General features: G+C 60.8%; 20 protein-coding genes and 1 pseudogene. 7 read left to right on the forward strand and 14 right to left on the reverse strand.

The window, feature by feature from the left end; genetic code table 11:
• Positions 1–143: 143 nt before the first annotated feature.
• A complete protein-coding gene (gene dbpA, locus ACIGHL_RS11430; RefSeq protein WP_128121613.1) occupies positions 144–1,523 on the reverse strand; it encodes an ATP-dependent RNA helicase DbpA in 1,380 nt (459 codons plus the stop codon).
• 144 nt (positions 1,524–1,667) lie between these two features.
• Between dbpA and rloA2 the strand changes: the two genes are divergently transcribed.
• The 4 genes from rloA2 (at position 1,668) to ACIGHL_RS11450 (ending at position 5,499) form a co-directional block, all read left to right on the forward strand.
• Complete coding sequence (gene rloA2 / locus ACIGHL_RS11435; RefSeq protein ID WP_045423808.1) at positions 1,668–2,189, forward strand: retropepsin-like aspartic peptidase RloA2; 522 nt, start codon at positions 1,668–1,670, stop codon at positions 2,187–2,189.
• Positions 2,190–2,837: 648 nt separating this feature from the next.
• The gene (locus ACIGHL_RS11440; protein WP_045423810.1) at positions 2,838–3,104 is read left to right on the forward strand and encodes a DUF4212 domain-containing protein; all 267 of its coding nucleotides are present in this window, start codon (positions 2,838–2,840) and stop codon (positions 3,102–3,104) included.
• Between the two features lie 5 nt (positions 3,105–3,109).
• A complete protein-coding gene (locus tag ACIGHL_RS11445; RefSeq protein ID WP_128121614.1) occupies positions 3,110–4,879 on the forward strand; it encodes a sodium:solute symporter family protein in 1,770 nt (589 codons plus the stop codon).
• A gap of 98 nt (positions 4,880–4,977) precedes the next feature.
• The gene (locus tag ACIGHL_RS11450) at positions 4,978–5,499 is read left to right on the forward strand and encodes a hypothetical protein (protein WP_128121615.1); all 522 of its coding nucleotides are present in this window, start codon (positions 4,978–4,980) and stop codon (positions 5,497–5,499) included.
• A gap of 120 nt (positions 5,500–5,619) precedes the next feature.
• Here the strand turns inward: ACIGHL_RS11450 and ACIGHL_RS11455 are convergent, their stop codons facing one another.
• The 11 genes and pseudogenes from ACIGHL_RS11455 to ACIGHL_RS11505 form a co-directional block, all read right to left on the reverse strand.
• On the reverse strand, positions 5,620–5,805 hold the full coding sequence (locus ACIGHL_RS11455; RefSeq protein ID WP_128121662.1) for a hypothetical protein: 186 nt from the start codon (positions 5,803–5,805) through the stop codon (positions 5,620–5,622).
• 20 nt (positions 5,806–5,825) lie between these two features.
• Positions 5,826–6,950 carry a PepSY-associated TM helix domain-containing protein gene (locus ACIGHL_RS11460; protein WP_128121616.1) on the reverse strand — a complete coding sequence of 375 codons (1,125 nt, stop codon included), beginning with the start codon at positions 6,948–6,950 and terminating at the stop codon, positions 5,826–5,828.
• Positions 6,950–9,376, reverse strand: coding sequence for a TonB-dependent receptor (locus ACIGHL_RS11465; RefSeq protein WP_128121617.1), 2,427 nt, complete (start codon positions 9,374–9,376; stop codon positions 6,950–6,952). The genes ACIGHL_RS11460 and ACIGHL_RS11465 overlap by 1 nt, the downstream gene beginning before the upstream one ends.
• Before the next feature lie 126 nt (positions 9,377–9,502).
• Positions 9,503–10,480, reverse strand: coding sequence for a FecR domain-containing protein (locus ACIGHL_RS11470; RefSeq protein ID WP_128121663.1), 978 nt, complete (start codon positions 10,478–10,480; stop codon positions 9,503–9,505).
• A gap of 2 nt (positions 10,481–10,482) precedes the next feature.
• Entirely contained in the window at positions 10,483–10,998 is a 516-nt protein-coding gene (locus ACIGHL_RS11475) for an RNA polymerase sigma factor (protein WP_216707053.1), read from the reverse strand.
• A gap of 121 nt (positions 10,999–11,119) precedes the next feature.
• Positions 11,120–11,824, reverse strand: coding sequence for a 3'-5' exonuclease (locus ACIGHL_RS11480; protein WP_045423828.1), 705 nt, complete (start codon positions 11,822–11,824; stop codon positions 11,120–11,122).
• Positions 11,821–13,755: a putative nucleotidyltransferase substrate binding domain-containing protein gene (locus ACIGHL_RS11485; protein WP_128121618.1), complete on the reverse strand. Its 1,935-nt coding sequence runs from the start codon at positions 13,753–13,755 to the stop codon at positions 11,821–11,823. The genes ACIGHL_RS11480 and ACIGHL_RS11485 overlap by 4 nt, the downstream gene beginning before the upstream one ends.
• A 182-nt stretch (positions 13,756–13,937) precedes the next feature.
• Positions 13,938–14,342 (reverse strand): type 2 periplasmic-binding domain-containing protein, encoded by a 405-nt coding sequence (locus tag ACIGHL_RS11490; protein WP_128121619.1) that lies wholly within the window; start codon positions 14,340–14,342, stop codon positions 13,938–13,940.
• Positions 14,343–14,353: 11 nt separating this feature from the next.
• Positions 14,354–15,502 carry a hypothetical protein gene (locus ACIGHL_RS11495; RefSeq protein WP_216707054.1) on the reverse strand — a complete coding sequence of 383 codons (1,149 nt, stop codon included), beginning with the start codon at positions 15,500–15,502 and terminating at the stop codon, positions 14,354–14,356.
• 21 nt (positions 15,503–15,523) lie between these two features.
• A pseudogene (locus ACIGHL_RS11500) lies at positions 15,524–16,792 on the reverse strand (methyl-accepting chemotaxis protein); the annotation flags it as partial.
• Positions 16,793–17,345: 553 nt separating this feature from the next.
• Complete coding sequence (locus ACIGHL_RS11505) at positions 17,346–19,526, reverse strand: malate synthase G (protein ID WP_128121621.1); 2,181 nt, start codon at positions 19,524–19,526, stop codon at positions 17,346–17,348.
• 293 nt (positions 19,527–19,819) lie between these two features.
• On the opposite strand from ACIGHL_RS11505, the gene ACIGHL_RS11510 reads away from it, so the two are divergent.
• Positions 19,820–20,338: a glycine cleavage system transcriptional repressor gene (locus tag ACIGHL_RS11510; RefSeq protein ID WP_127840299.1), complete on the forward strand. Its 519-nt coding sequence runs from the start codon at positions 19,820–19,822 to the stop codon at positions 20,336–20,338.
• 7 nt (positions 20,339–20,345) lie between these two features.
• Here ACIGHL_RS11510 and rarD read toward each other — a convergent pair whose 3' ends face one another.
• Positions 20,346–21,239 carry an EamA family transporter RarD gene (rarD, locus tag ACIGHL_RS11515; RefSeq protein ID WP_128121622.1) on the reverse strand — a complete coding sequence of 298 codons (894 nt, stop codon included), beginning with the start codon at positions 21,237–21,239 and terminating at the stop codon, positions 20,346–20,348.
• A gap of 198 nt (positions 21,240–21,437) precedes the next feature.
• Between rarD and ACIGHL_RS11520 the strand changes: the two genes are divergently transcribed.
• Both ACIGHL_RS11520 and treF read left to right on the forward strand, forming a co-directional pair.
• Positions 21,438–22,205, forward strand: a complete 768-nt coding sequence (locus ACIGHL_RS11520; RefSeq protein ID WP_128121623.1) for an SDR family NAD(P)-dependent oxidoreductase — start codon at positions 21,438–21,440, stop codon at positions 22,203–22,205.
• On the forward strand, positions 22,202–23,800 hold the full coding sequence (gene treF, locus ACIGHL_RS11525) for an alpha,alpha-trehalase TreF (protein WP_128121664.1): 1,599 nt from the start codon (positions 22,202–22,204) through the stop codon (positions 23,798–23,800). The genes ACIGHL_RS11520 and treF overlap by 4 nt, the downstream gene beginning before the upstream one ends.
• 186 nt (positions 23,801–23,986) lie before the next feature.
• On the opposite strand, the gene ACIGHL_RS11530 is transcribed toward treF, so the two are convergent.
• Entirely contained in the window at positions 23,987–24,487 is a 501-nt protein-coding gene (locus ACIGHL_RS11530; RefSeq protein WP_128121624.1) for an LEA/WHy family protein, read from the reverse strand.
• Between the last annotated feature and the right edge of the window lie 4 nt (positions 24,488–24,491).

The following is a 24,491-nucleotide window of genomic DNA, read 5'->3' on the forward strand; positions in this document are numbered from 1 at the left end:
AAGCTGCTGCACATCGCCTATGGGGTACTTAAATCGGGCCAGCGTTTCGACCCTCAACTGGCCCTTGCGCGCTAATGGGGAAGACGGTATCTACATTCAGCATTCAGCATTCAGCATTCAGCATTCAGCATTCAGCATTCAGCTTAGAGCTGCCTGACCTTCAATGAACGCCCCTTGATCTTGCCGGAGTTCAGGCGATTCATTGCCTGCTTGGCCAGGTCGCGCTCGACCGCGACAAACGCCTGAAAGTCGAAGATCGCGATCTTGCCCACCTGCTTGCCCGGAATTCCCGCATCGCCTGTCAGTGCGCCGAGGATGTCGCCAGGTCGCAGCTTGTCCTTGCGGCCTGCGCCAATGCAGAGCGTAACCATTGGCGGCTGCAGCGGCTCGCCAGGCTGAGGCTTCAGGTTACCCAACGGCTGCCAGTTGAGTGGCGCCTTCTGGCGTTCCTCGATGGCGCGCGCGCGATGGGCTTCGGACGGTGCAACCAGGCTGATGGCAATGCCCTTCTTGCCGGCGCGCCCGGTGCGACCCACGCGGTGGATGTGAATCTCCGAATCGCGCGCCAGTTCGACGTTGATCACCATGTCCAGCGCATCGATATCCAGACCGCGTGCCGCCACATCAGTCGCCACCAGCACGGACAGGCTGCGGTTGGAGAACATCGCCAGCACCTGATCGCGATCACGTTGCTCCAGATCGCCATTTAGAGCCATTGCCGAAATGCCCTTGGCGCTGAGCTGGTCGACCAGCTCCTGGCACTGTTGTTTGGTGAAGCAGAATGCCACGCAGGTCTCTGGCCGGAAGCTGGCGAGGATGCGCTCCACTGCATTCATACGGTCATCGGGGTCGATCTCGTAGAAACGCTGCTCGATCTGGGAGTCGTCGTGCAACGCCTCGGCCTTGACCTGCTGCGGGTCGCGCATGAAGGTCGCGGACAGCTGCTTGATGCTGGCCGGGTAAGTAGCGGAGAACAACAGTGTCTGACGCTTGCTCGGCGTCTGCCCGATGATCTCGGCGATGGCGTCGTAGAAACCCATGTCGAGCATGCGGTCGGCTTCGTCCAGAACCAGCGTGTTGAGGCCGTCGAGCTTGAGCGAACCCTTCTTCAGATGTTCCTGAATGCGTCCCGGAGTGCCGACGATGACGTGCGCGCCGTGCTCCAGCGAGCCGATCTGCGGGCCGATGGAAACCCCGCCGCAGAGGGTCAGGATCTTGATGTTGTCTGCCGAGCGCGCCAGCCGGCGCAGTTCCTTGGCGACCTGATCGGCCAGCTCGCGGGTCGGGCAAAGCACCAGCGCCTGACAGCCAAAATAGCGCGGGTTGATTGGCTCCAGCAGGGCAATACCGAAAGCGGCGGTCTTGCCGCTACCGGTCTTCGCCTGCGCGATAAGGTCCATACCTTTAAGCATGACCGGCAGGCTTTGCGCCTGAATCGGCGTCATTTCGGCATAGCCGAGGGCGTCGAGGTTGGCCAGCGTTGCAGGGCTGAGAGGCAAGGTGGCGAAGGCTGAACTGGGCACGGTATTGATCTGCTAGAAAAAGTGAGGCGCAGTCTAACAGGCGGCCCGCGTCCACGCGTGCTGCCGATGGCCCGGCACAACGGGCGGAACGGATCGCGGCGACAGCCGGTCCCACTGAAGTCAATACAGAGTCAGGAGGCCGTTTTGTCCCGTTTGTTGTTGCTATTGAGCGCTTTAACCCTTCCCGCCGTTGCCGCTGAGCCAACCCTGTTCGGCCGCTATGAGCAGATCAAGATCGAAGACCTCGGCAAGACCCTCAAGGCGAAGATGGACACCGGCGCTATGACAGCCTCGCTGTCGGCGCGCGATATCGAACGCTTCGAACGAGATGGTGAAGACTGGGTGAGATTCCGCCTGGCAGTCGAGGGCGCTGACGACACGCTATATGAGCATCGGCTGGCGCGAATCGCCGAAATCAAGACCCGCAAAGAAGAGGCGGTCGACCCGGACGACGACACCGATGTGGAGCGTGGGCCGGATGTAGCCGAGCGGCCGGTTGTCGAGATGCAGTTATGCATCGGTGACCAGCTACGCGAAACCGAGGTCAACCTGACCGACCGTAGCCACTTCCGCTATCCGCTGTTGATAGGTGCGACGGCGATTCGCGACCTGGAGGCGGCAATCGACCCTGCCCAGAAATATACGGCTGGGCGTCCCACCTGCTAGTTCGGCTCGCTTCCTGCGAGCCAAGCGGGCGCGGATGGTAATAGCCTCCCGCGCCCGACGCACCCATTTAACCCCTATGGTTTGTCGCAATCAGAATCGCACTTAGCGATGCGTATTAACGACTATTACCGTCGACGAACCTGACTCGGCTGTAATCTAATCATAATCTTCAGGTGTTATTTAGTTCGCGCATCTTATTGCTGCTCTGATCTTCGTGCCCTCCTATGCGAAAGATAAATATGGGTCGTTTTGCGCCTTTATTATTTCGGGTATTTGTTTAGTAGCTAGTATTCGAGGATTAGAAAACGTTAGTTCAACGCTTGTTTTGTTTCGTGACCGCTGAGTCAGGGAATAATGATCCTCTGCGCGCGGCAAGCGGCTCGAAAGATTGGGTTCCATTTCGCTGAGGTGCTGGCAGAAGCGCTCAGTGTATGGCTTGAGGGTCGCGTGTCTTCAGGCACTACTAGTGCGCTGGCATATGGCCTGCGGGGAGCATATGGGCCGGTCAGGCGAAGGTTGGGGGTGTCGTTTTAGCGCTCGTTCTAGAGCCCGTCAGACTAAAGTCGGGGCTATCTTTCCACGACACATCCTTGCTAAATTCACGATGTGGTTCCCTTCACCCGTAATAAAAATAAGACGGAGAACGTCATGGCCGACGACGACGACAAAAAAAATGCTGATGCGTACTGGAAGGCGAATGTTCGCCTCATAACATGGAGCTTGGTAGTTTGGGCTCTTGTCTCATATGGTTTCGCCATTCTTCTGCGCCCTTTGCTGGCGGGTATCCCGGTCGGGGGAACTGACCTGGGGTTCTGGTTCGCTCAACAGGGTTCCATCATTACGTTCATTTTGATCATCTTCCACTACGCGTGGCGGCTGAACAAACTGGACAAGGAATTCGGGGTTGAGGAGTAACTAGAATGAGCCAATATTGGATCAACATGTCGTTCGTGGGCGCGTCCTTCCTGCTTTATATCGGGATCGCGATCTGGGCCCGCGCCGGTTCGACCAAAGAATTCTATGTCGCTGGTGGTGGTGTTCACCCGGTAACCAACGGCATGGCAACGGCAGCAGACTGGATGTCTGCAGCTTCCTTCATTTCCATGGCCGGTCTGATCGCTTCCGGCGGTTATGCCACCTCGGCTTACCTGATGGGCTGGACCGGTGGCTACGTGCTGCTGGCCATGCTGCTGGCGCCTTACCTGCGCAAGTTCGGCAAGTTCACGGTTCCGGATTTCATCGGTGACCGTTTCTACAGCCGTGGCGCGCGCTTGGTAGCGGTGGTCTGCCTTATCCTGATCTCCGTGACCTACGTAATCGGCCAGATGGCTGGTGCGGGCGTGGCGTTCTCTCGCTTCCTCGAAGTGAGCAACTCCACCGGTATCTGGATCGCAGCCGTGATCGTGTTCGCCTACGCGGTATTCGGCGGCATGAAGGGCATCACCTACACCCAGGTGGCGCAGTACGTGGTTCTGATCATTGCCTACACTATTCCGGCCGTGTTCATTGCCATGCAGCTGACGGGCAACCCGATCCCGATGTTCGGCATGTTCAGCACCCATACCGAATCCGGTATGCCGCTGCTCGAAAAACTGAACCAGGTGGTCACTGACCTTGGCTTCGCCGCTTACACCGCGGACGTCGACAACAAGCTGAACATGTTCCTGTTCACCTTGTCGCTGATGATCGGTACTGCTGGTCTGCCACACGTCATCATCCGCTTCTTCACCGTACCGAAGGTGGCTGACGCCCGTTGGTCCGCTGGCTGGACGCTGATCTTCATCGCTCTGTTGTACCTCACCGCGCCGGCTGTTGCCTCCATGGCACGCCTGAACCTGGTACAGACCATCTATCCGGAAGGTCCACAGGCCGAAGCGATCCGCTACGAAGATCGTCCAGAGTGGATCCAGACCTGGGAAACGACTGGTCTGATCGCATGGGAAGACAAGAACGCCGACGGTCGTGTGCAGATGTACAACGACACTAACGCCGCCTTTACTCCGACCGCTACAGAGCGTGGCTGGAATGGCAACGAGCTGACCGTGAACAACGACATCATTGTTCTGGCCAACCCGGAAATCGCCAACCTGCCGAGCTGGGTCATTGGTCTGATCGCTGCGGGCGCCATTGCCGCTGCACTTTCCACTGCTGCGGGCCTGCTGCTGGCGATCTCCTCTGCCATCAGTCATGACCTGATCAAGACATTGATCAATCCAAAGATCAGTGAGAAGAACGAAATGCTGGCCGCCCGTCTAGCCATGACCGCAGCGATTCTGCTGGCGACTTGGCTGGGTCTGAATCCTCCGGGCTTTGCAGCTCAGGTCGTCGCCTTGGCGTTCGGTCTTGCGGCAGCGAGTCTGTTCCCGGCGCTGATGATGGGCATCTTCTCCAAGCGTGTGAACAGCAAGGGCGCTGTCGCAGGAATGCTGGTTGGTGTAATTTCCACCGCCGTGTACATCTTCCTGTACCTGGGCTGGTTCTTCATTCCTGGCACTGCAAGCATCCCCAACACGCCTGATCAGTGGTGGATGGGCATCTCGCCGCAGGCCTTCGGTGCGGTAGGTGCGATGCTGAACTTCGCTGTTGCCTACGCTGTGTCGATGGCTACCGAGGCTCCGCCGCAGGAGATTCAGGATCTGGTCGAGAGCGTTCGTACTCCTAAGGGTGCTGGCGTTGCGCTTGATCACTAACTGATAATGCAGCCGGACGTCAGACCTGTTCTGACACAAGGTTGAGGTAGAAGTCGGGCTTCCATATGGAAGCCCGATTTTTTTAGGGGAGTTTTTATATGTTCTGGCATCTAATCGCGGCAATCGTCGCTGGTGTAGCGGGTGCAGGCATCGGGCTGCTGCTGCGCTCACTGACGCGCAAGCGAGTGCCGAAATGGATCATTCCTGTCTGTGCAGGTCTGGGAATGCTGAGTTACACCATCCATTACGAATACACCTGGTTCGAAACCAAACAGGCCCGCTTACCGGAAGGGACCGTGGTTGTTTCGAGCGAAGAGGGAGAAATGTTGTGGCGCCCATGGACCATGATGTACCCCATGCCCTTGAGCTACACGGTGCTCGATCAGGCAAACGCGCAGATCCAGGATACGAATCAGGGCCGCATCGCCCGCTTTGTCCTGTATCGCTTCGATAAGCAGCATCTAACTTCCACCGTCGTCAGTGGGCGTTATCAGCTGATTTGCGCGGAAAAGGCCATGTTCAGGCTGAACGAGGCGGGTCAGGCCAAAGCCGAAACCTTGACCGAGTTGGACGCCGATTCGCCACTATTCCAGCGCATCTGCGGCGCCGACTCGCGCTGAGCTCCGGGCGGCGGATGAACTTGTTTAGCACACCGCTGCGCCCGCTGATGGGTACGCAGCACTGCGTTTGAGGCGACGCCTGGCCAGGGAGGCCGGGCGGCAGGCCGAAGCGTTGATATGTCAGTCTTTGATCTTGGGCTGCCCAGTCTGGACCGGCATTGTCGTTCGGCGGCGTAGCAGCGGCCATATACCGAGAACTGCCGGTAGGCCAAGGCCGAGCCAGGCAATTCCATCCCACCAGCCATCCCCAAGAAGCGCAGCGAAAAGACCAACGAGGCTGAGCACAGCAATCAGGCCCGGCAGCATGAAGGTCGATTCACGCCAGCTCACGCTGCCACCTCGCGACCTGCCGCCTGCACGCCACGTCGACGAACCCACCATAGATAAAGCCCGCTACCCAGTACGATGATGGTCAGCACATCGAGCACGGCCCACAGAATCTGCATCGGTCGGCCGCCGTAGTCACCGAAGTGCAGTGGTTGTGACAGACCCAGCGCATCCATGTACCAAGGACGCTCGCCTACAGCCGTGACCTCCAGTGTCTGCGCATCGATCAGCACAGGCGTGAACAGGTGCGAGGTTAAATGGCTGCTGCCATTCATGAATACGGTGTAGTGGTGCTCGCTGGAAAAGCGCGTGCCCGGAAAGGCAATGAAGTCCGGCTGCATACCGGGTGCTGCTTGGGTGGCGATGTTCAGAAGGTTGCTTGCCGGGGCGCGCGACGTCAGCGCTGGCGCATCACGGTAGGGCGCGAGCATTGACGCGAGCGAGTCGGCGCGCCAAGCCTCGATCACCAGATCGGCGCAGGCGCTGACCACGCCGGTAATACCCACTACCAGCGCCCAGCTGAGCGTTACCACACCGATCAGGTTGTGCAGATCCAGCCAGCGAGTCCGGTTGGAGCGGCTGTGACGTACCTGAGCGAACTGGAGCCTGCGCATGAAGGGCGCATAAAGCACGACGCCTGAGATGATTGCCACGATAAACAGCAAGCCCATCGAGGCCAGGAACAGCTTGCCGGGTAGCCCTGCAAACATGTCGACATGCATGCGCAGGAAAAACATCATCAGGCCGCCGTTAGCCGCCGGCATTTCGACAGCTTCGCCGGTGCGGGCATCGAGCATGAAGGTGTAGGAAGAGTTGGGTTCGGTGCCGGCTGTTGCAGCGGTGATCGCCACGACCCCGTTAGGCTCGTCCGCTTCCCAGCCAAAATACTGCACCACCTCACCCTCGCGGTGCCGCTCGGCGGCTGTCACCAACTGCTGCAGATCGAGATGCGGCGTATCGGGTGCCATCTCACGCAACTCCGGAGCCTCACCAAGCAGATGTTCCAGTTCGTGATGGAAGATCAACGGCAATCCGGTGACCGCCAGTAAGAGGAGAAACAGCGTGCAGATCAAGCTGGTCCAGGTATGGACGAAGGACCAGCGGCGGATGGTGGTGGCCCGCATCAGAACTCCAGCTGCGCCGACAGCTTGAACGTGCGTGGTGCTCCAAGGTAATGGCTGCTCAGCCAGTATTCCTCGTCGGTCAGGTTGCTCAGGTTGGCGCGCAGGGTCAGGGCACGTTCATCCGCCAAGGCCATGCGATAGCGGCCGCCCAAGTCGAAAGTGGTGAACGAGGGGATGGTGTGGTCGTTGGCCTCGTCGGTGTATTGCTTGCCCGTATAGAAGGCGCCACCGGTGAGCGTCAGGCCGGGTACGCCGAATATCGCGTATTCGCCGTAGAGCTTGGCCAGGTGCCGAGCCACGTCGACCGGGCGGTTGCCGTCGTTGGCAGCATTCGCCGCGCCTTCTACGACCGGATCGAGCAGGGTGACGCCGCCCACCAGTGTCAGTGCTGGGGTAACGTTGCCCGTTACGCTGAACTCCAGGCCCTTGTTGTTCTGCATGCCATCCTGAACGAAGAAGTTGGCTGCATTGGTGTAGGTGTTGGGCTTCTCGATGTCGAACAGCGCAACGGTGTACAGGGCACCGCCGAGCTCGGCTTTCGCACCGATTTCGTACTGCTCGCTGACGATCGGCGCCAGTGCCTGGCCCGCATTGTTCGTGCCGCTCGGCGCGACGCCACCCGTCTGCAGACCTTCGATGTAGGTCACGTACGTAGTCAGCCACTCGACCGGCTTGTAGACGAGCGAGACGTTGGGCGAGGTTTTAGTTTCGCTGTAGTCCTCGATCGCCGGCGGGCTGCCGAACGCTTCGACCCAGACGAAGTTGTCGCTGAAGGTCTTGATACGTGAGTGCGTCACGCCAAGAATTGTCGACCACTGCTCGTTGAAGGTGATGACGTCGCCGATCAGCACGCTGTCGGACTGGCTGCGGCTGGCCAGATGGTAGTCACCATCGCCGAGATCGTAGGCGGGCTTGGCCACCTGCGGCCGCTCGCTGAAGGGCACTTCGGGGGTGACCGATACATATTGTGGGCCCGGGAACGGGATGTAGTCGGTGTTGTAGCGAACCCGTGCAATGTTTCCCTGGTAACCGAAGGTCATCTCATGGCCGATGCCCACGGTGTCGAAAACCGCATCAAGGAAGAGGTTACCGGAGGTCTCTTCGGTTTCCACCGGGGCGAAGGCGTAGAGCGGCTGGACGTACACGCCGGCCGAGTTCACGGTCGGCCCCGTATAGGCGTATTCGGTCGTGTACTGGCTGTAGCCGAGCGCACCGCGCAGGCTGAACACGTCGCTCAGGCGCCACTGGAAGCGGCTGCCGACACGGTCGTGGCGGCTGTCGTTGTAGGCCCATCGTTGGCTATAGAGCTCGTCGTTCTCCAAGTCGTCGGCATCAGGCCGGAATGCTTGGTCGGCGAAGTACCAGTAGCTGGTGAGGCCCCGCGTCTCGCTCTGCTTGTGCGAGGCGTCGAACTGGATAAGCAAGTCGTCGCTGACGTTCCAGTCCAGTGCGACGCTGGCCATGTGACGGCGTTCGACCTGTCCGTCAATGGCGGTTTCACCGTCCTGGGCGAGCAGGTTGACGCGGTAGGCGAAGCGGCCTTCGCCGTCGATCGGCCCGCCGAAGTCGCCGTGCAGGTACTGGTTCTCGCCGCCAGGGGTGCCGTAGGTCACGCTGTTGTAGCGCTCGGCAGTGGGGCGCTTGAGCACATAATTGACCAGTCCGCCGGGGCTGGCCGGACCATAGAGAAAACCGGACAGGCCGCTGAGGATCTCCAGCCGCTCCATTTCCTCGATGAAATTTCCGCCATCGTAGCTATTACTGAATCGCAGGCCATCATTGGCGATGCTCAGGTTGCCGACGCCGCTGAAGCCGCGAATGGCTACCGCGCTGGCGTAACCCGCGCTGGTCGGGGAAGTGAACTGCGTGGTCGGGCTGAGCTTGAATATGTCGTCGCTGGAGGTGGCCTGGATGTTATCCATCAGCTCCGAGGAAATCACTGTCACCGAATAGGGAGCATCCTGGAGTGCCATTCCGCCCAGCGCGCCGACGTTTCGCACGGCGCTGGTGCGATAGCCGCTTTCTTCGCCGCCGTTGGCCACCGCCTCGGTCGCCGTAACGGTCACATCCGGCAGCGCCATCGCAACGGGTGCAGCAGGATGAAGGCTATAACTACCCGACGTGCTCTGGCGCAGCTCAAGTCCGGTTCCACGTAGCGCTTCGTGCAGCGCACCTTGGCCGTCGAAGCGGCCTTGTACCGGCTCGGCAATACGGTCGCGGACCAGCGCCGGATCAATACTGAGCACCAGCCCTGCTTCGGCGGCGATGCGATTCAGTGTCGAGGCCAGAGGCGCGGCGGGCAGGGAGTACTCGCGAACCTCGCCAGCAGCCGTTTCGCCATTGGACGTCTGGGCCAGTGGTGGCAGTGGCGCGACGGCAATAGCAACGGCCAGAAGGCTGGGGCGGAACAGTGAGAACGATGGCATTTGTGAATAACTCCCGAATAGGAATATGTCTCAGTTATTCATGAGGCCGGATGAGAAAAGAAAAGTGATAGGGCAGCTGAAAATATTTTTTTGGGCCTGGAGTCAGCGCTGTGATGGGCGCTGCAGCTACTTGCCCGGATCGCTGACAGGTTGCGCCGGAACGACCTTGACCCACCAATCAGTGTGCCGCTCGATCTGCACCGGTAGGCTGGGTGGCAGGGCTGCCAGCGCGCGGTCGGTGTCGTGCAGCGGAAAACTGCCGCTGATGCGCAGGGATTCGAGGCTCGGATCGAGGCCGAGGTAACCACGGCGATACTCACCGAGTATGGCTAGCAGCTCGCTCAACGGTAGATCTTCTACCACGAGCATGCCCCGGCTCCAGGCGTCTGCAGCAACCGGTGCTGCCTGATTGTCATCGAGCTGATCGCGGTGCATCAGTACCTGCTCGCCAGCCTGCACAGTCCGACCCGCCTGTAGGCCGCCGGGAAGCGCGGCCACAGCGGATCGGAGTACGACCAGGCGGGTCGCATCACCTTCTCGCCGAACGATGAATCGCGTGCCGAGCGCGCGTAGATCGCCTTGTTCGGTTTCGACGACAAAGGGTCTTGGGTCATTGCCCGGTGCGGTTTCAACAAGCACCTCACCGCTGTGCAGAAACAGTCGGCGCTCTTGCTGATCGAAGTGAATATCCAGTGCGCTGCGGCTGTTTAGCTGTATGTGGCTATTGTCAGCCAGCGTAACGCTCTGCTGTTCCCCGGCGCCGGTGCGTTCGTCAGCTAACCACACCGGCAGCGGCTGCGATTGCAGTGCGATTCCCATGCCCAGCGTGCACAGTAATGCCAGGCCCAGAAGCGCACCACCTACTGTCCGCCGTCCAGAGTGAGCACTGATCTGCAACGCCCTTCGCGCGGTTGGGGAATTAATGGTGCCGAGTTGCTGATCGATGCCGCCCAATTGTGCCCAGGCTTTAGCGTGCTCGGCACTTTCACTCAACCAGCGTTGTAGCGCCTTGCGGACCTGAGGGCTCGCGTCACCGTCGCCAAGACGCAGCTGCCAGGCGATGGCCTCATCGAGCACACGGGCCGATACCGGTTGCCGGTCCATACTCATCTAGGCTCACCGTAAACGGCGATATAACACTGGCGCAGAGCCTGGGCGAGGTACTGTCTTACGCGTGGAACTGAGACGCCGAGGCGCGACGCAATTTCGGCGTGGGTCAGGCCGTCCAGGCGGTTATAGAAGAAGGCTGCACGTGCATTAGCCGAGAGCGCTCCGAGCATGAGGTTCACTTCGCGCAAAGCCTGGAGCACTTGCAGCTGATCCTCGGCGCTGGGTTGCGTGTCTTCCGGCTGCAGTGCCAGCTCATCGAGATAGGTGCGCTCCAGCGCGCTGCGACGAAAATGATCGATCAACAGCCCGCGGGCGATCGTCGCCAGCAAAGTGCGTGGCTCACGTAGATCGCCTATATCATCACGCTTGAGCAGCCGCAGAAAGGTGTCCTGGCTCAGATCCTCGGCGCGATGAGGGCACGCCTGGTGGCGGCGCAGCCAGTTCAACAGCCAATCGCGATGATCGCGATACAGCGAGCCAACGAACTGTTGATGGGTCGACCCAGCCGACAAGCGAATGCTCCAAGGCCGACATCTCGGCCAATAACGAGAACTATTCGCACATGATCGCAAGTTGCCGGCAGCGGTGCAACGAGGATGTTGCGCCGCTCGATCAGGAACCCGGCAAGCCCCATTACATGAATTGAGCCTGCTGCCGTTTGCGCCAGTTGGCCAATCGTTGGCTCATCGCCTCAAGGCTGTCCACGCCCTGTCGACGCGCTTTGCTGAACAGGATCAACGCCAGCTCGGCAGTGGCCAGTGCATCTGCGCTGGCATGATGGCGTTGCAGAACTTGAAGTCCGAAATGGCTACACCAGTCATCCAGACCGTTTTGTCTCGGTCGGTTGTCGGGGCAGAGCATGGGTGCAACTTCGGCGATGTCGATAAATGGATGGCGCAGCTTGTAGCCTAGCGTCTGTTTTAACGCGCGGGTGAGCATGCGCTGATCGAAACCGGCGTGGAATGCCAGAATCGGGCTGTCGCCAATGAACTCCATCAAATCCAGAAGCGCTTCGGCCGGGTCTTCGCCCGCTTCGAGTTCGCTTGGCGCAATCCCGTGGATCAGCACGCTTTCGCTGACCTTTTGCGCCCGGCGCAACAGCGTCGACTCGTACTGGTCCCCCAGTTGGATGCCGCCTCGCTCGATAACCACCGCACCAATGGAAAGGACGATATCGCGGCGCATGTCGAGACCGCTGGTTTCAAGATCAAGCACCACCATGCGCTGCACGTCGAGCGGGCAAAGGTCCAGCGCGGCAGGCGGCACAAGCTGATCACGCCGTTGCAGTTGTTCGAGTTCGAGGATAGGGCCGCGACGTTTGAACCAGGGCATATTCATAACTGGTAGCGGACCGCCAGACTGCTCTGTAGGCGCTGGGCCTGGCGAAAGGATTCGCGCAGGATACGCCGATCCAGGTGATTGAGGGTGTCGGGATCGAGCCGGTTCGAGTAGGGCCTTCCGTCGCGTGCCTGCTGCTGGTGCTGCTGCATGCGGGTCTGCTGGATGAAATGGTAGGCCTCTTCATAGGCAGCACCATCCTTTCCGTCGATGACATCTTTTTCGACCAGCTGGCGCAATCGATCCAACGTATTGCACGCTGTGATGCCGTGGCCCAGCGCCAGCAGCCGCGCCCCGTCTACGAAGGGTGTCAGGCCCTGCACTTTGAGATCCAGGGTCGCCTTGCCGTCGCCTTTGCGGGTCACCACGAAATCGCGAAAACGTCCTACGGGCGGGCGATGACGTAGCGCGTTTTCCGCCATCATGCGCTGGAACAACCGACTCTCGCCGACCTCCTCAAGCATGTTGCTGCGCAACTGCTCGCACCCCTCGCTGGGACCCCAGATCGCGCGCAGGTCAAAATAAATAGTGCTGCTGAGCAGATTTTCCGGTGTCGATTCCCGAATGAAGGCGCTGAAGCGCCGCTGCCATTCGAGTCGTGAAAGGCACAGCTGCGGGTTGCTGGCCATGATGTTGCCCTTGCACAGGGTGAAGCCACAGGTGTCCAGATCGTGGTTGATGCGCTCTGCAAGCGGCAGCAGGCGGCCCCGGATAGAGGCGGCTTCGGCTGCGTCAGCGGCTTCGAAGAGCATGCCGTTGTCCTGATCGGTATGCAGGGTCTGCTCGCGGCGCCCTTCACTGCCGAAGCACAGCCAGGTGAAAGGAATGCCGGGGTCGCCGAGCAATTCGATGGCCAGTTCGATCACGCGGCAAACCGTATGGTCGTTGAGCAGCGTGATGATGTGTGTGATCTGCGTAGAGGAGGCGCCGTGCGCCAGCATATTGTCGACCAGCTGCAAGATCCGGCTGCGGATGATCACCAGCGTCTCGACGCTGTCGGCGTGCGAAATCGCCTGCGCCAGATGAACCAGGTCGACGCGCTGCAGCGAGAACAGATCGCGCTCGGAAATCACCCCGCTCAGCAGGCCTTTATCGACAACGCAGACGTGAGCGATGTGACGCTCGGTCATGGCGATAGCGGCATCGAAGGCCGTTGCGTCCGGCGGGAGATGGAATGGATCCTGCGTCATGAATTCGGCAATCGGGGCAGACAGGTCGGTCGTGCCGGTGCCGATCACCCGGCGCAGATCGCGCAAGGTGAAGATGCCTTGCGGGTGAAATTCGAGGTCGGTAATTACCACGCTGCCGGTGTTGTTTTCGTGCATCAGGGCCACCGCATCGGCGAGTGGCATTGATGGTAGGCAAGAGACCGGATGGTGCAAAGCGAGCTCGCCGATGCGCGTCTCCAGCGAGTATTGCTCGCCCAGGCTCTCCACTGCGCGCATCTGCGCCTGCTGATTGACCAAGTCGAGCAGGCTGCTGACGCCGCGCATGGCGAAGTCACGAAATGCCGCGGATTTGGAGACCAGCTTGACGAAGGCGGGCTTGTTTAGCAGAAAACAGAAGGTGTCTTCGGCGGCGAAGTGCCCGGTGCGGGTGGCACGCTCGCCCATCAAGGCGGCCATCGGAAAGCATTCGCCGACGATCACCTCGAAGGTTGTGTCGGTGCCGCGCTTGCTGGTGTGTGGGCGCTGACCATGAACCCGGCCTTGCTTGATGATGTAGAAGTGTTCGACGACGCCGTCATCAGGCGAAATGATGCAATCGCCTTCGCTGTAAAAGCGCAGCTGGCAGTTCTCAACCAGATAAGCCAGATGGCCGGGCTCCATCTGGTTGAACGGCGGGTACTTGCGCAGAAACTCCATGGTTCCGTGGATATTCTGCAGTACGGCGGTTTTGCCTGCCTCGGCGAAAGCATCGGCTTTGCTCATGGTTCGGTTCCATTTTTGCGCCCAATGGTGGGCTGTGGGTCCGGTGGGGCACATTGGACGTAAGTCTAGTCGCCGGCAGGCTGTATCGGGCTGACACGGGTCAGCTGAGCGGGCAGGGTTGTAGCAGGATTTTGCGCGCATAAAAAAACCGCCCCGTAGGGCGGTTCTGGTGGTGCGTTCGATTACGGCAGGGTGAACAGCACCTTGACCGAATCGTTGACCGCGGCGCTGTCGACATAACCGATGGCGTCGGCTTCGGCGGCAACCTTGGCGACCATCGCTGCGTCGTCGGCGACGCTTGGCAGTGGCTGGCCCTTGCCGGTGAAGATCAGCCCGGACCAATATGACTTGAGCTGCGACTCGTTCTTATTCGTGACGCCTGAATAGAAAGCCTCTTTGGCAGGAGTCCAGCCGGCTTGGTCGACACCTTTCATGGACTTGTCTTTGCCCAGGAAGATGTTGGCCACGTCGGACTGCGACGGCGCCTTGGCGGCACCGGGATTAACGATGACCGCGACTTCAGCTTGAGCCATGGAAACCATGCCGAGCAGGGCTGCGCTGCTGAGGATGCGAAGGGATGTTTTCATCTGGACGCTCCTCAGAATACGAAATCAACGCCGACGGAAACAATGTCGCCGTCGTAGTTACGGGTAGGAGCAATGCCAACGGCATTTTCAAACACTTCCTGTGCGTTGCGGGTAAACACACCGTCATAGCCATTTTTGGTGTCGACGCGCTTGTACTCGCCCTTGACCACGACGGTCGGGGCGGCTTGGTAGTTCAGGCCCAGCGTCCAGGAGGACTGGCGACCGCCGTTGTCATCCAGCTGTGCATAGGTCACGTGCGGCAGGAAATCACCAAAGCGGCGACCGCCCATCAGGTAGAAGGAATCGATTGATTCCATGCTGTCGTTTTCGATCATGCGCGAGGTCCATTCGTTGCTGCTGACCCAGGTGCCGTTGTCGTACTGGTAGCCGATCGAAGTGAACTTGCCTTTCTCTTTATCGAGGCTCAGGAGCGAAAGCGAACGGCTCGCGCCAAGGCCGAGAGCACTGGCGTCCACCGTACCGCTGATATCCGTCTTGATATCCGCTTCGACATAGCCGACGCGCAGCGTGCCGAAATCATTGGTGGCCAGGCTGACGCTGGCGCCGAAAAGGTTGCCGTAGTCAATATCGAACTGCTCGTCATAGGCGTAGTAGTCACGATTCTTGGCCTGACCACCCGCCACCTGGAAGGTCACTGAGCCGTAGGACAGCGGAACGGTGTAGACGGCGTCAACGCCTTCGTAATTGGTCACCTGGACCTGGCTGTAGACCTCGTCGGGCAGACGCAGCCAAGGGTAGCTGTAGCCGACGTCGAGGCTTTCGGAATACATGTAGACCGGGCTGCGCAGGCGACCGGCGCGGAGCATCAGCTGATCGGTGGTCTGCCACGAGAGGTAAGCCCACTCCAGGTTGGCTTTCCACTCATCCTGCTGCGCCTTGGCAGTGGCCTGAACGGTCACGCCGACGGTGTCGGTGATGCCGTAGCTCAGCTGGGCGCCGAACTTGGACAGTTGGTCGCCGCGCCAGGAGTCGTTGGTTTGGCCTTGCACACCATAGCTGCGGCCATCGTCTTCACCACCCAGATGGGTGAAACCGACGGTGCCGAAACCGTTGAAGCGGTGCTCGCCTTGCTCGAGGGCGAAGGCTTGAGTGGTCGCCAGGCAGACGGCTGCCAGGCCGATAACACGTACTGCGGTCATCAGGGTGCTCCTAAAATCAATTTAAACGCGGAATTGGGCCGTGGCCGCACGCAGGTGATCGCCCGTGCTGACCAGTTGCTCGCCCAGTCGGGCGGTGGCTTCGGCGCCGTTTGCGGTTGCTTTCGCGTCCTGCTGCAACACTTGGGTTTCTTGTTGGATGGAACTCGACAGGCCGATCTGCTCTTGAGTGAACTGGGCGATCCCGGCGTTGAGTTCGTCGATCTGGTTGACGGTGCGGGCGATGGTCTCGAGCAGCTGGGTCGCTTCCACCGAGCGCTCGATGCTGGCGCGTGATTTCTCGCCATTGCTGTTCATCACGTTGAGCACCGTGTTGGCGCTGCTTTGCAGACGCTGGATGATCTGCTGAATCTCTGCTGTCGAAGCGGCGGTTTTCTGCGCCAGGTTACGCACCTCGTCAGCCACCACGGCGAAGCCGCGACCCTGTTCACCGGCGCGGGCGGCTTCGATGGCGGCGTTCAGCGCGAGCAGGTTGGTCTGTTCGGCGATGCTGCGGATCACCGTGAGTACGGAGCCGACTTCCTGGGTTTCTTCCTCCAGCTGTTCCATGGCCTTGACCGCGCCCATCACGCTGTCACCTAGGTCGCTGATGCCGGTGGACAGGCTGCCGACATGCTCACGTGCCGTGGCGGCCTGGCGCGCAGCGGAGTTGGCTTCGTTGGAAGCCTGCTGCGAACGCTGCGCGACCTCCTGAATGCTGCCGGTCATGGTGAGGATGTCGCGGGTGATGGAGTCGGTGTGGTGCTGCTGCGATTTGGCGTTTTCTTCCGAGCCCTGGGTCAGGTTGTAGAGTTCTTTCGATACCTGGCCGAGCGGGCTGGCCGCCTCGATGATCTGGCGAATCGTGCGCTGCAGCTTGTCGAGAAAGCCATTGAACAGCTCGATCATGGCGCCGATTTCGTCGTTCGATTCGACGTTCACGCGTTGCGTCAGGTCGCCATCGCCGCGTGCAATGGATTGCAGCGAGGCAATCACGCCGCGCACGTTGGCCATCACGCTGCGTATTACCAGCCAGGCGCCGAGACTGACCACCACGATCAGCACTACGCTGAGGATGATGCCCAGGCGTGTGGTGGCTTCGTTGGCTTCACGGGTTTCGGCCAGGGTTTGCTGGAAATCCTGGTAGGCACCGGTGCGGAAGTCGGATGCGAGTTTCTGAGCCTGAGCGAGATCGCTGGCCATACGGTCCAGGCTCGGTCGCAGATCATCGAACGAGGCGCTGCCATCGATCAGCTTCGCTGAAGCATCGAGCGCATTGTCGGCGTAGGTCTTGACTGCATTGCGCCACTCGTTGAGCGCCTGTAGCCGTTGCGGTTGAGCGTTCAGGAGCGTGGCGAGCGCCTGTTGCTGCGCATCGATTTCGCTGAGTACTTGGCGTGCTTCGTCGAGAATGCCCGGCTCGCCCGCTGCCACGGCATTGTTTAGCAGGCCGGGTATACGGGAAAACTGGAAGATCACCGCGTCGGTTTTTTCCAGTGTGGGATAGCTCTGAGTTTCGATGCTGACCAGGCGTGAATCCGTCGCAGAAAGCTGCAGCGAGGTATAGCCGACATAAAGGATCAGCCCGAGCAGGGCGACGGCAGGAACCAGCGACAGCTTCGCTGTTAGCGAGAAATTTTTGAACATGCAACGACTCCACGGCGGGGTGGCGGATACTACGAGACGGCGCCTGATAGCGTATTGCCATCTATCGGATAAATTGTGACTTTTTTTGCATTCGGGTCACGTTATCGGATGTCGCAGGCATAACTTGAGCGCCGCTCAGCCGAAACAAGGCATAAAAAAACCGCCCCGTGGGGCGGTTCAGTCTCAGCAGCAGTGCGGGTTACAGGCCGTTCTTGGCCTTGAACTCGCGACGGCGGCGATGCAGCACCGGCTCGGTGTAGCCGTTCGGCTGCTTGGTGCCTTCGAGGACCAGCTCCAGGGCGGCCTGGAAGGCCACGCTGTTGTCGAAGTCCGGCGCCATTGGGCGGTACAGCGGGTCGCCCTGGTTCTGGCGGTCGACTACCGGCGCCATGCGCTTGAGGCTTTCAAGCACCTGATCCTTGGTCACAACGCCGTGACGCATCCAGTTGGCCACGTGCTGGCTGGAGATGCGCAGGGTGGCACGGTCTTCCATCAGCGCGATGTCGTTGATGTCCGGCACCTTGGAGCAGCCGACGCCCTGTTCGACCCAGCGAACCATGTAGCCGAGGATGCCCTGCGAGTTGTTGTCCAGCTCGTTGCGCTTCTCTTCCTCGGTCCAGTTGGTGTCTTGCGCCAGCGGGATGGTGAGGATGTCGTCGATGGAGGCCTTCTCGCGCTTGGCCAGTTCGACCTGACGCGCCTGCACGTCGACCTTGTGGTAGTGCATGGCATGAAGGGTGGCAGCGGTCGGCGACGGAACCCAGGCGGTGTTGGCGCCAGCCATGGGGTGACCGATCTTCTGCTCGAGCATCGCGGCCATCAGGTCAGGCATGGCCCACATGCCCTTGCCGATCTGCGCCTTGCCCTGCAGGCCGCAGGCCAGGCCCACGTCGACGTTGTTGTTCTCGTAGGCGCTGATCCACTTCTCGGACTTCATGGCGGCCTTGCGTACTACCGGGCCGGCTTCCATGGAGGTGTGGATTTCGTCGCCGGTGCGGTCGAGGAAGCCGGTGTTGATGAACACCACACGCTCACGCGCTTCCTTGATGCAAGCCTTGAGGTTGATCGTGGTGCGACGCTCCTCGTCCATGATGCCGACCTTGAGGGTATTGCGCGGCAGACCGAGGACGTCCTCGACGCGGCCGAACAGTTCGGTGGCGAAGGCCACTTCTTCCGGACCGTGCATCTTCGGCTTGACGATGTACATCGAGCCGGTGCGGGTGTTCTTGCGGCTGGTGTTGCCCTTGAGGTTATGAATCGCGGCCAGGCTGGTGAACAGGCCGTCCATGATGCCTTCGGGGACTTCGTTGCCGTCCTTGTCGAGGATGGCATCGTTGGTCATCAGGTGACCGACGTTGCGGATGAACAGCAGCGAGCGGCCGTGCAGGGTCAGCTCACCGTTGCCGTCGGCCTGGGTGTAGACGCGGTCCGGGTTCATGGCGCGGGTGATGCGCTTGCCGCCCTTGTCCAGTTCCTCGGCCAGATCGCCCTTCATCAGGCCGAGCCAGTTGCGGTAGACGATGGTCTTGTCATCGGCATCGACCGCAGCAATCGAGTCTTCGCAGTCCATGATGGTCGTCAGTGCCGACTCCATCAGAACGTCCTTCACGCCGGCTGCATCGGTCTGGCCGATGGGGCTGGACGGATCGATCTGGATTTCGAAGTGGATGCCGTTGTGCTTGAGCAGCACGGCGATCGGTGCGTTGGCGTCGCCCTGGAAGCCGCGCAGTTGCGCTGGGTTCTGCAGGCCGGTGGTGCTGCCATCCTTCAACGAGACGACCAGTTTGCCAGCGGCGATGCGGTAACCAGTGGAGTCGGCATGCGAGCCAGTTTCCAACGGAGCGGCTTCGTCGAGGAAGGCGCGGGCATAGGCGATGACCTTGTTGCCGCGGACTTCGTTGTAGCCGGGGCCTTTGCTGGCGCCGTCTTCTTCGGGGATCACATCGGTGCCGTAGAGCGCGTCATACAGCGAGCCCCAGCGCGCATTGGCGGCGTTAAGGGCGAAGCGCGCATTCATGATCGGCACCACCAACTGCGGGCCGGCCATGCTGGCGATTTCTTCGTCAACGTTCTGGGTAGTGGCCTGGAAGTCTTCGGCTTCCGGCAGCAGGTAGCCGATTTCCTGCAGGAAGGCTTTGTAGGCCGCGGCATCGTGGGCCTGACCGGCACGCGCCTGGTGCCAGGCGTCGATCTGGGCCTGCAGGTCGTCACGCTTGGCCAGCAGCGCGCGATTCTTTGGCGCCAGGTCATGGATGACGCTGGAAGCGCCGGCCCAGAAGGCATCGGCATCAACGCCGGTACCAGGAATCGCTTCGTTGTTCACGAAGTCGTACAGGACTTTGGCGACCTGCAGGCCACCGACTTGAACGCGCTCAGTCATTACTCGCCTCACTTGGTTCTTCTTCAAATCCGTCGGACAGTTTCTTCTTGTAGTCCGGGTCGACGGATACTACATGAAGCCGTTCGGAAAATCAGTCCGCCACACGGCGCAAGCTCAAGGCCTGGATTGTTGCTCATCCGGCAGTCGGCACGCGGCGTACCGGCCTCTTTGATACGGCGTTGGCGACGTTTGTTCTATACCTATGGAGTCGCACGCCACGAGAGCGGTCCATTACTCTCAGCAGTCGCACGGCCAACGCCGCTTGCCGTATTTCTCTATTAAAGGAGCCACAGATGGATCATCTCGTTCTTACCGTGATTGCCGAGGACCAGCCGGGGCTGGTCGAATGCCTGGCCAAGTGCATCGCCGAGCATGGGGGCAACTGGTTGGAGAGTCGCATGTCGCGTATGGCGGGCCAGTTCGCCGGAATTCTGCGGGTCGCGGTACCGGCTCAGGCTCACGCTGATCTCAGCGAGGCCCTGCAGCAGCTTGAGCAACAGGGTATCCGGGTACTCGTTGCGCAAAGCGGCGCGGAGCCAGAGCGGCGTTGGCAGATGATTCAGCTGCAGCTGGTGGGCAACGACCGCGCGGGCATCGTCCGTGATATCACCCAGTTGCTTGCCCGCCACGGCGTCAATCTGGAAAGCCTGGACACCGACGTTCTGCCCGCGCCGATGACCAACGAGTTGCTGTTCCGGGCTGATGCGCGGTTGGCCGTGCCGAGTGAACTGTCCTTGGACGAGCTGCAGGAACACCTGGAAACGCTTGCCGACGACCTGATGGTGGAGTTGAAACTGCAGCCTGCCGATTGACTTGCCGTTAATGCCTGGCGCCTTTGCGCATCACGCGCCAGGCGTCGTAGCTGTACACGGCGAGTCCCGCCCATATGCAGACAAAGGCCAGCTGGCGATCGGCCGGGAAGGGCTCGTCGAACACCCATACCGCGAGCAGCAGCAGCAACGTGGGCGTGATGTACTGCAGGAAGCCCAGGGTCGAGTAGGGCAGATGCCTGGCCGCTGCGTTGAAGCACAGCAGTGGCAGCAGCGTGACCGGCCCGGCAGCCACCAGCCACAGCGCCTGCGGCTCGATCCAGAACGACCATTCAGTACTTGGGCCAGTGCCGAAGAAAAACAGCCAGCCCAGCGCGATCGGCAACAGCAGCCAGGTTTCCACCACCAAACCCGGCAGGGCGGCGACCGGCGCCTGCTTGCGCAACAGGCCGTAGCTGCCAAAGCTCAGCGCCAGCGCGATCGACACCCAGGGAAAGTCGCCGAGGGTGATCAGCTGCAGCAGCACGCCGACAGCCGCCATCGCCACGGCCAACCATTGCAGCGGGCGCAGGCGCTCGCGCAACACGATCAGCCCCAGCAGCACATTGACCAGCGGATTGATGTAGTAACCCAGGCTCGCCTCGAGCATGTGGTCGTGGTTCACCGCCCAGACGTAGATCAGCCAGTTGCTGGCGATCAGCACGCTGGAAATCATCAGCACACCGATCCGCCGCGGATGGGCAAGCAACTCCTGCCACCAGCCTGCGTGGCGCCAGAGGCTCAGCACCAGCGTGCCGAACAGCGCTGACCAGATGGCCCGCTGAGTGACGATTTCCAGCGCCGCGTACTGCTCGATGGACTTGAAGTAGAGCGGGAACAGGCCCCAGATGGAAAAGGTCATCAGACCCAGTAGGTAACCCTTGCGCAGATCGGCGGTGGCCATGGCTGTCCTGAAAGCGGGGCGGCGGAGAGCCGGCCATTTTGCGCTCTGATGCAGGCATTTGTCTGCTGCGCAGACCGCCCCGGGCGCGTTCCGGAAGCATTCGCAAACACCCGAGGTTGAACGCGCCCGCCTGCAGCCCGTCTCAAGGTGGACGACTCGGGGTCGCCGCTGCGACTCGACAGCCACACGAGGTGTTCGATGAAACTGCAGAACAAGGTCGCCCTGGTTACCGGCAGCACCCAGGGCATAGGCCGCGGCATCGCCATACGCCTGGCGAAGGAAGGCGCCGATTTGGTTATCAATGGGCGACATGACGACGACCAGGCGCGCGAAACACTCGAGCAGGTGCGCGCCCAAGGGCATCGGGTCTGCTTTATCGCCGCGGATGTTGCAGAGCCTGCCAATTGCTATCGGCTGGTTGAGCAGGCCGTCGAGCAGATGGGCCGCCTGGACATTCTTGTCAATAACGCCGGGGTGCAGAAACACGACGCCTTTCTCGAGGTGAGCGAGGCGGACTACAACCAGGTGCTGAACGTTAACTTGCGCGGCCCGTTCTTTCTGTCTCAGGCGTTTGCCCGGCACTTGCGTGACACCGAGCGGGGCGGGCGGATCATCAACAACAGCTCGGTTCACGAGGAGCTGCCATTTCCCAATTTCAGTGCCTACTGCTCCAGCAAGGGCGGTCTGAAAATGCTGACACGCAACCTGGCGATCGAACTGGCACCGCTGGGGATCACCGTCAACAACGTCGCACCCGGCGCGATCGAGACGCCAATCAATCAGGCGCTGATGAACGAACCGGAAAAACTCGCCGGGCTGCTTGAGAACATTCCGGCCAAGCGTTTGGGGCAGCCGCACGATGTGGCGGGTGCAGTGGCCTTTCTCGCCTCGGACGACGCCGACTACGTCACCGGCACTACACTGGTGATAGATGGTGGACTGCTATGGAATTACAGCGAGCAATGACCGATACCCCTTCGAGCGACTTCGATTACGACACTCGCGCGGTTTCGGCCGCCGATACCCTGACCCCCGCGGACCGTTACCAGGAACTGTTCGTGGCGGTGCAGATGCAGCGGGTATTTGCTGACAGCAAGACCTTCGTCGACTGCGCCCCGCGGCAGCATCCGGAGCGTATTCTCGAAGCCTACCGGGCGCAGAATAGCGAGCCCGGCTTCGATCTACGTGGATTTGTGCTAGAGCATTTCGAGGTCTACCAGCGACAGCCAACCGAGTTCGTCGCCAACCCCGACGATACCCTGGCTGAGCACATCGACCGGCTCTGGCCAGTGCTGACCCGCCACCCGCGTCAGCACCCGGAATTCTCCTCCCTGCTGCCGCTGCCCCACGACTACGTGGTGCCGGGCGGTCGTTTTACCGAGCTGTACTACTGGGACTCCTACTTCACCATGCTCGGCCTGGATGAGAGTGGGCATTGCGAGCTGCTGCGATCAATGGCGGACAATTTCGCCTACCTGATCGATACCTACGGCCATGTGCCCAATGGCAACCGCTCCTATTACCTGAGCCGCTCGCAGCCGCCGGTTTTCGCGTTGATGACCGATCTGTTCGAGGAGTCCGGCGTGCATCGCGCCAACGATTACCTGCCGCAGTTGCGCAAGGAGCATGCGTTCTGGACCGATGGAGACGATCAGTTGCGGCCTGGAGAATCCCATCGTCGCTGCGTTTGTCTGGCCGATGGCAGCGTACTCAATCGCTACTGGGATGAGCGGGACACGCCGCGCGAGGAGTCCTATCTCGAAGACGTCGAAACGGCGCGTTCATCCAGCCGGCCCGCGCACGAGGTCTATCGTGACCTGCGCGCCGGCGCCGAGTCCGGTTGGGATTTCAGTTCGCGCTGGCTGGGCGATCCCCAGCGGCTGTCAAGCATTCGCACCACGCAGATCATTCCGGTGGACCTGAACAGCTTTCTCTACAACCTTGAGCGCCAGATCGCCCGTCTCAGTCACGCCAAGGGCTGGCATGACTGCGCCGAGGCGTTCCGTCAGCGTGCTGAAGCACGTCTAGCAGCGATTGACCGTTACCTGTGGAGCGAGCAGCACGGCGCCTATTTCGACTACGACTGGTGCCTCGCAAAACCGCGAGACAACCTTACCGCCGCCACCGTGACGCCGCTGTTCGTCAAGCTTGCCAGTGCCGAGCAGGCGGCGCGGGTGGCTGAGGTGGTTCGTGAACGGCTGCTCGCCCCCGGCGGGCTATCCACCACCGAGGTCGGCGGCAGTGGTGAGCAGTGGGACCGCCCGAACGGCTGGGCGCCGCTGCAATGGATGGGCATCCGTGGGCTGCAACACTATGGCCACGATGCACTGGCACTGCAGATCGAAGAGCGCTGGCTGAAGATCGTCTCGCTGCTGTTTGAAAGCGAGAGCAAGCTGGTGGAGAAATACGTGCTGCGGCCATGCACCGAGCACGCCGGCGGTGGTGAGTATCCATTGCAGGATGGCTTCGGTTGGACCAATGGCGTGACCCGCAAACTGATGCAGGCCGACCCGTCCCATGAAGCCCACCGTTGCCGAGCCGGTCGCTGCCGGGTGGAATGAGCCGGGCGGACAGCCACCGCAACTGGAGCGGGCCAGCAAGCCTGCCATTTGCGAGCAAGCGCGCTCTACGCGGCGAGGCGGTAGATGCCTTTGTAGGCGCGAGCTTGCTCGTGAGGCGTTCGGAGATACCGCTGGCTTAGTTATCCGCTTGCCAGCGCGCGTCTGCCAGCTGCGAAACTCAGCGATTCACCGCCGATACGGGCTCGGCAACGCGCCTTCCAGATTCAGGGTGCCTTTCTCGATGAACCGCTGAGTGCCGAACGTACTCCCGCCCGCCAGTTTCCCGCGCAGCACATAGGGCACTTCATCCATGCCGATGTGCTCAGCCAGGCCCAGCGCTTGCCGCGCGGCAGAGAATGCCGAGATGGTCATCGGCACACTCAGTACGGTTTCGCCGAAGCGTGGGATGGTGCCGCTTGCGTCGCTGACGCCGCTGGCCAGGTTGCGTCCGTTGATTTCCAGCTCCAGGGCTACGCCGTCGTAATCCAGCGGGCGGTCGTTGGGATTCTGCACCCGTAGTTTCACCGCCATGCGCAGCTCCAGCCCTTCGCCGGGCAGCGGCTGGATGCCGGCCACCTGTACGTTCAGTGGGTCGCGCTGGAAGAAGGCAGCGCAGGCAGTGAGCGTCAGTGCCAGCAGGCAGACCGACAGCAGGCGAACAACGGGTACGGCTGAGCGCAGGGGCATAAAG

The organism is Pseudomonas sp. NPDC077451, from assembly GCF_044543345.1.
Classification (GTDB): domain Bacteria; phylum Pseudomonadota; class Gammaproteobacteria; order Pseudomonadales; family Pseudomonadaceae; genus Stutzerimonas.

Bases quoted from the DNA above. Each gene is read 5' to 3' on its own strand.
- ACIGHL_RS11530 (WP_128121624.1), bottom strand. From the start codon at position 24,487: ATGCCCCTGCGCTCAGCCGTACCCGTTGTTCGCCTGCTGTCGGTCTGC.
- ACIGHL_RS11445 (WP_128121614.1), top strand. From the start codon at position 3,110: ATGAGCCAATATTGGATCAACATGTCGTTCGTGGGCGCGTCCTTCCTG.
- treF (WP_128121664.1), top strand. From the start codon at position 22,202: ATGACCGATACCCCTTCGAGCGACTTCGATTACGACACTCGCGCGGTT.
- ACIGHL_RS11520 (WP_128121623.1), top strand. From the start codon at position 21,438: ATGAAACTGCAGAACAAGGTCGCCCTGGTTACCGGCAGCACCCAGGGC.
- ACIGHL_RS11485 (WP_128121618.1), bottom strand. From the start codon at position 13,755: ATGAGCAAAGCCGATGCTTTCGCCGAGGCAGGCAAAACCGCCGTACTG.
- ACIGHL_RS11460 (WP_128121616.1), bottom strand. From the start codon at position 6,950: ATGCGGGCCACCACCATCCGCCGCTGGTCCTTCGTCCATACCTGGACC.
- ACIGHL_RS11505 (WP_128121621.1), bottom strand. From the start codon at position 19,526: ATGACTGAGCGCGTTCAAGTCGGTGGCCTGCAGGTCGCCAAAGTCCTG.
- ACIGHL_RS11470 (WP_128121663.1), bottom strand. From the start codon at position 10,480: ATGGACCGGCAACCGGTATCGGCCCGTGTGCTCGATGAGGCCATCGCC.
- rarD (WP_128121622.1), bottom strand. From the start codon at position 21,239: ATGGCCACCGCCGATCTGCGCAAGGGTTACCTACTGGGTCTGATGACC.
- ACIGHL_RS11490 (WP_128121619.1), bottom strand. From the start codon at position 14,342: ATGAAAACATCCCTTCGCATCCTCAGCAGCGCAGCCCTGCTCGGCATG.
- ACIGHL_RS11455 (WP_128121662.1), bottom strand. From the start codon at position 5,805: ATGCTGCCGGGCCTGATTGCTGTGCTCAGCCTCGTTGGTCTTTTCGCT.
- ACIGHL_RS11440 (WP_045423810.1), top strand. From the start codon at position 2,838: ATGGCCGACGACGACGACAAAAAAAATGCTGATGCGTACTGGAAGGCG.
- ACIGHL_RS11465 (WP_128121617.1), bottom strand. From the start codon at position 9,376: ATGCCATCGTTCTCACTGTTCCGCCCCAGCCTTCTGGCCGTTGCTATT.
- ACIGHL_RS11510 (WP_127840299.1), top strand. From the start codon at position 19,820: ATGGATCATCTCGTTCTTACCGTGATTGCCGAGGACCAGCCGGGGCTG.
- ACIGHL_RS11480 (WP_045423828.1), bottom strand. From the start codon at position 11,824: ATGAATATGCCCTGGTTCAAACGTCGCGGCCCTATCCTCGAACTCGAA.
- ACIGHL_RS11450 (WP_128121615.1), top strand. From the start codon at position 4,978: ATGTTCTGGCATCTAATCGCGGCAATCGTCGCTGGTGTAGCGGGTGCA.
- ACIGHL_RS11495 (WP_216707054.1), bottom strand. From the start codon at position 15,502: ATGACCGCAGTACGTGTTATCGGCCTGGCAGCCGTCTGCCTGGCGACC.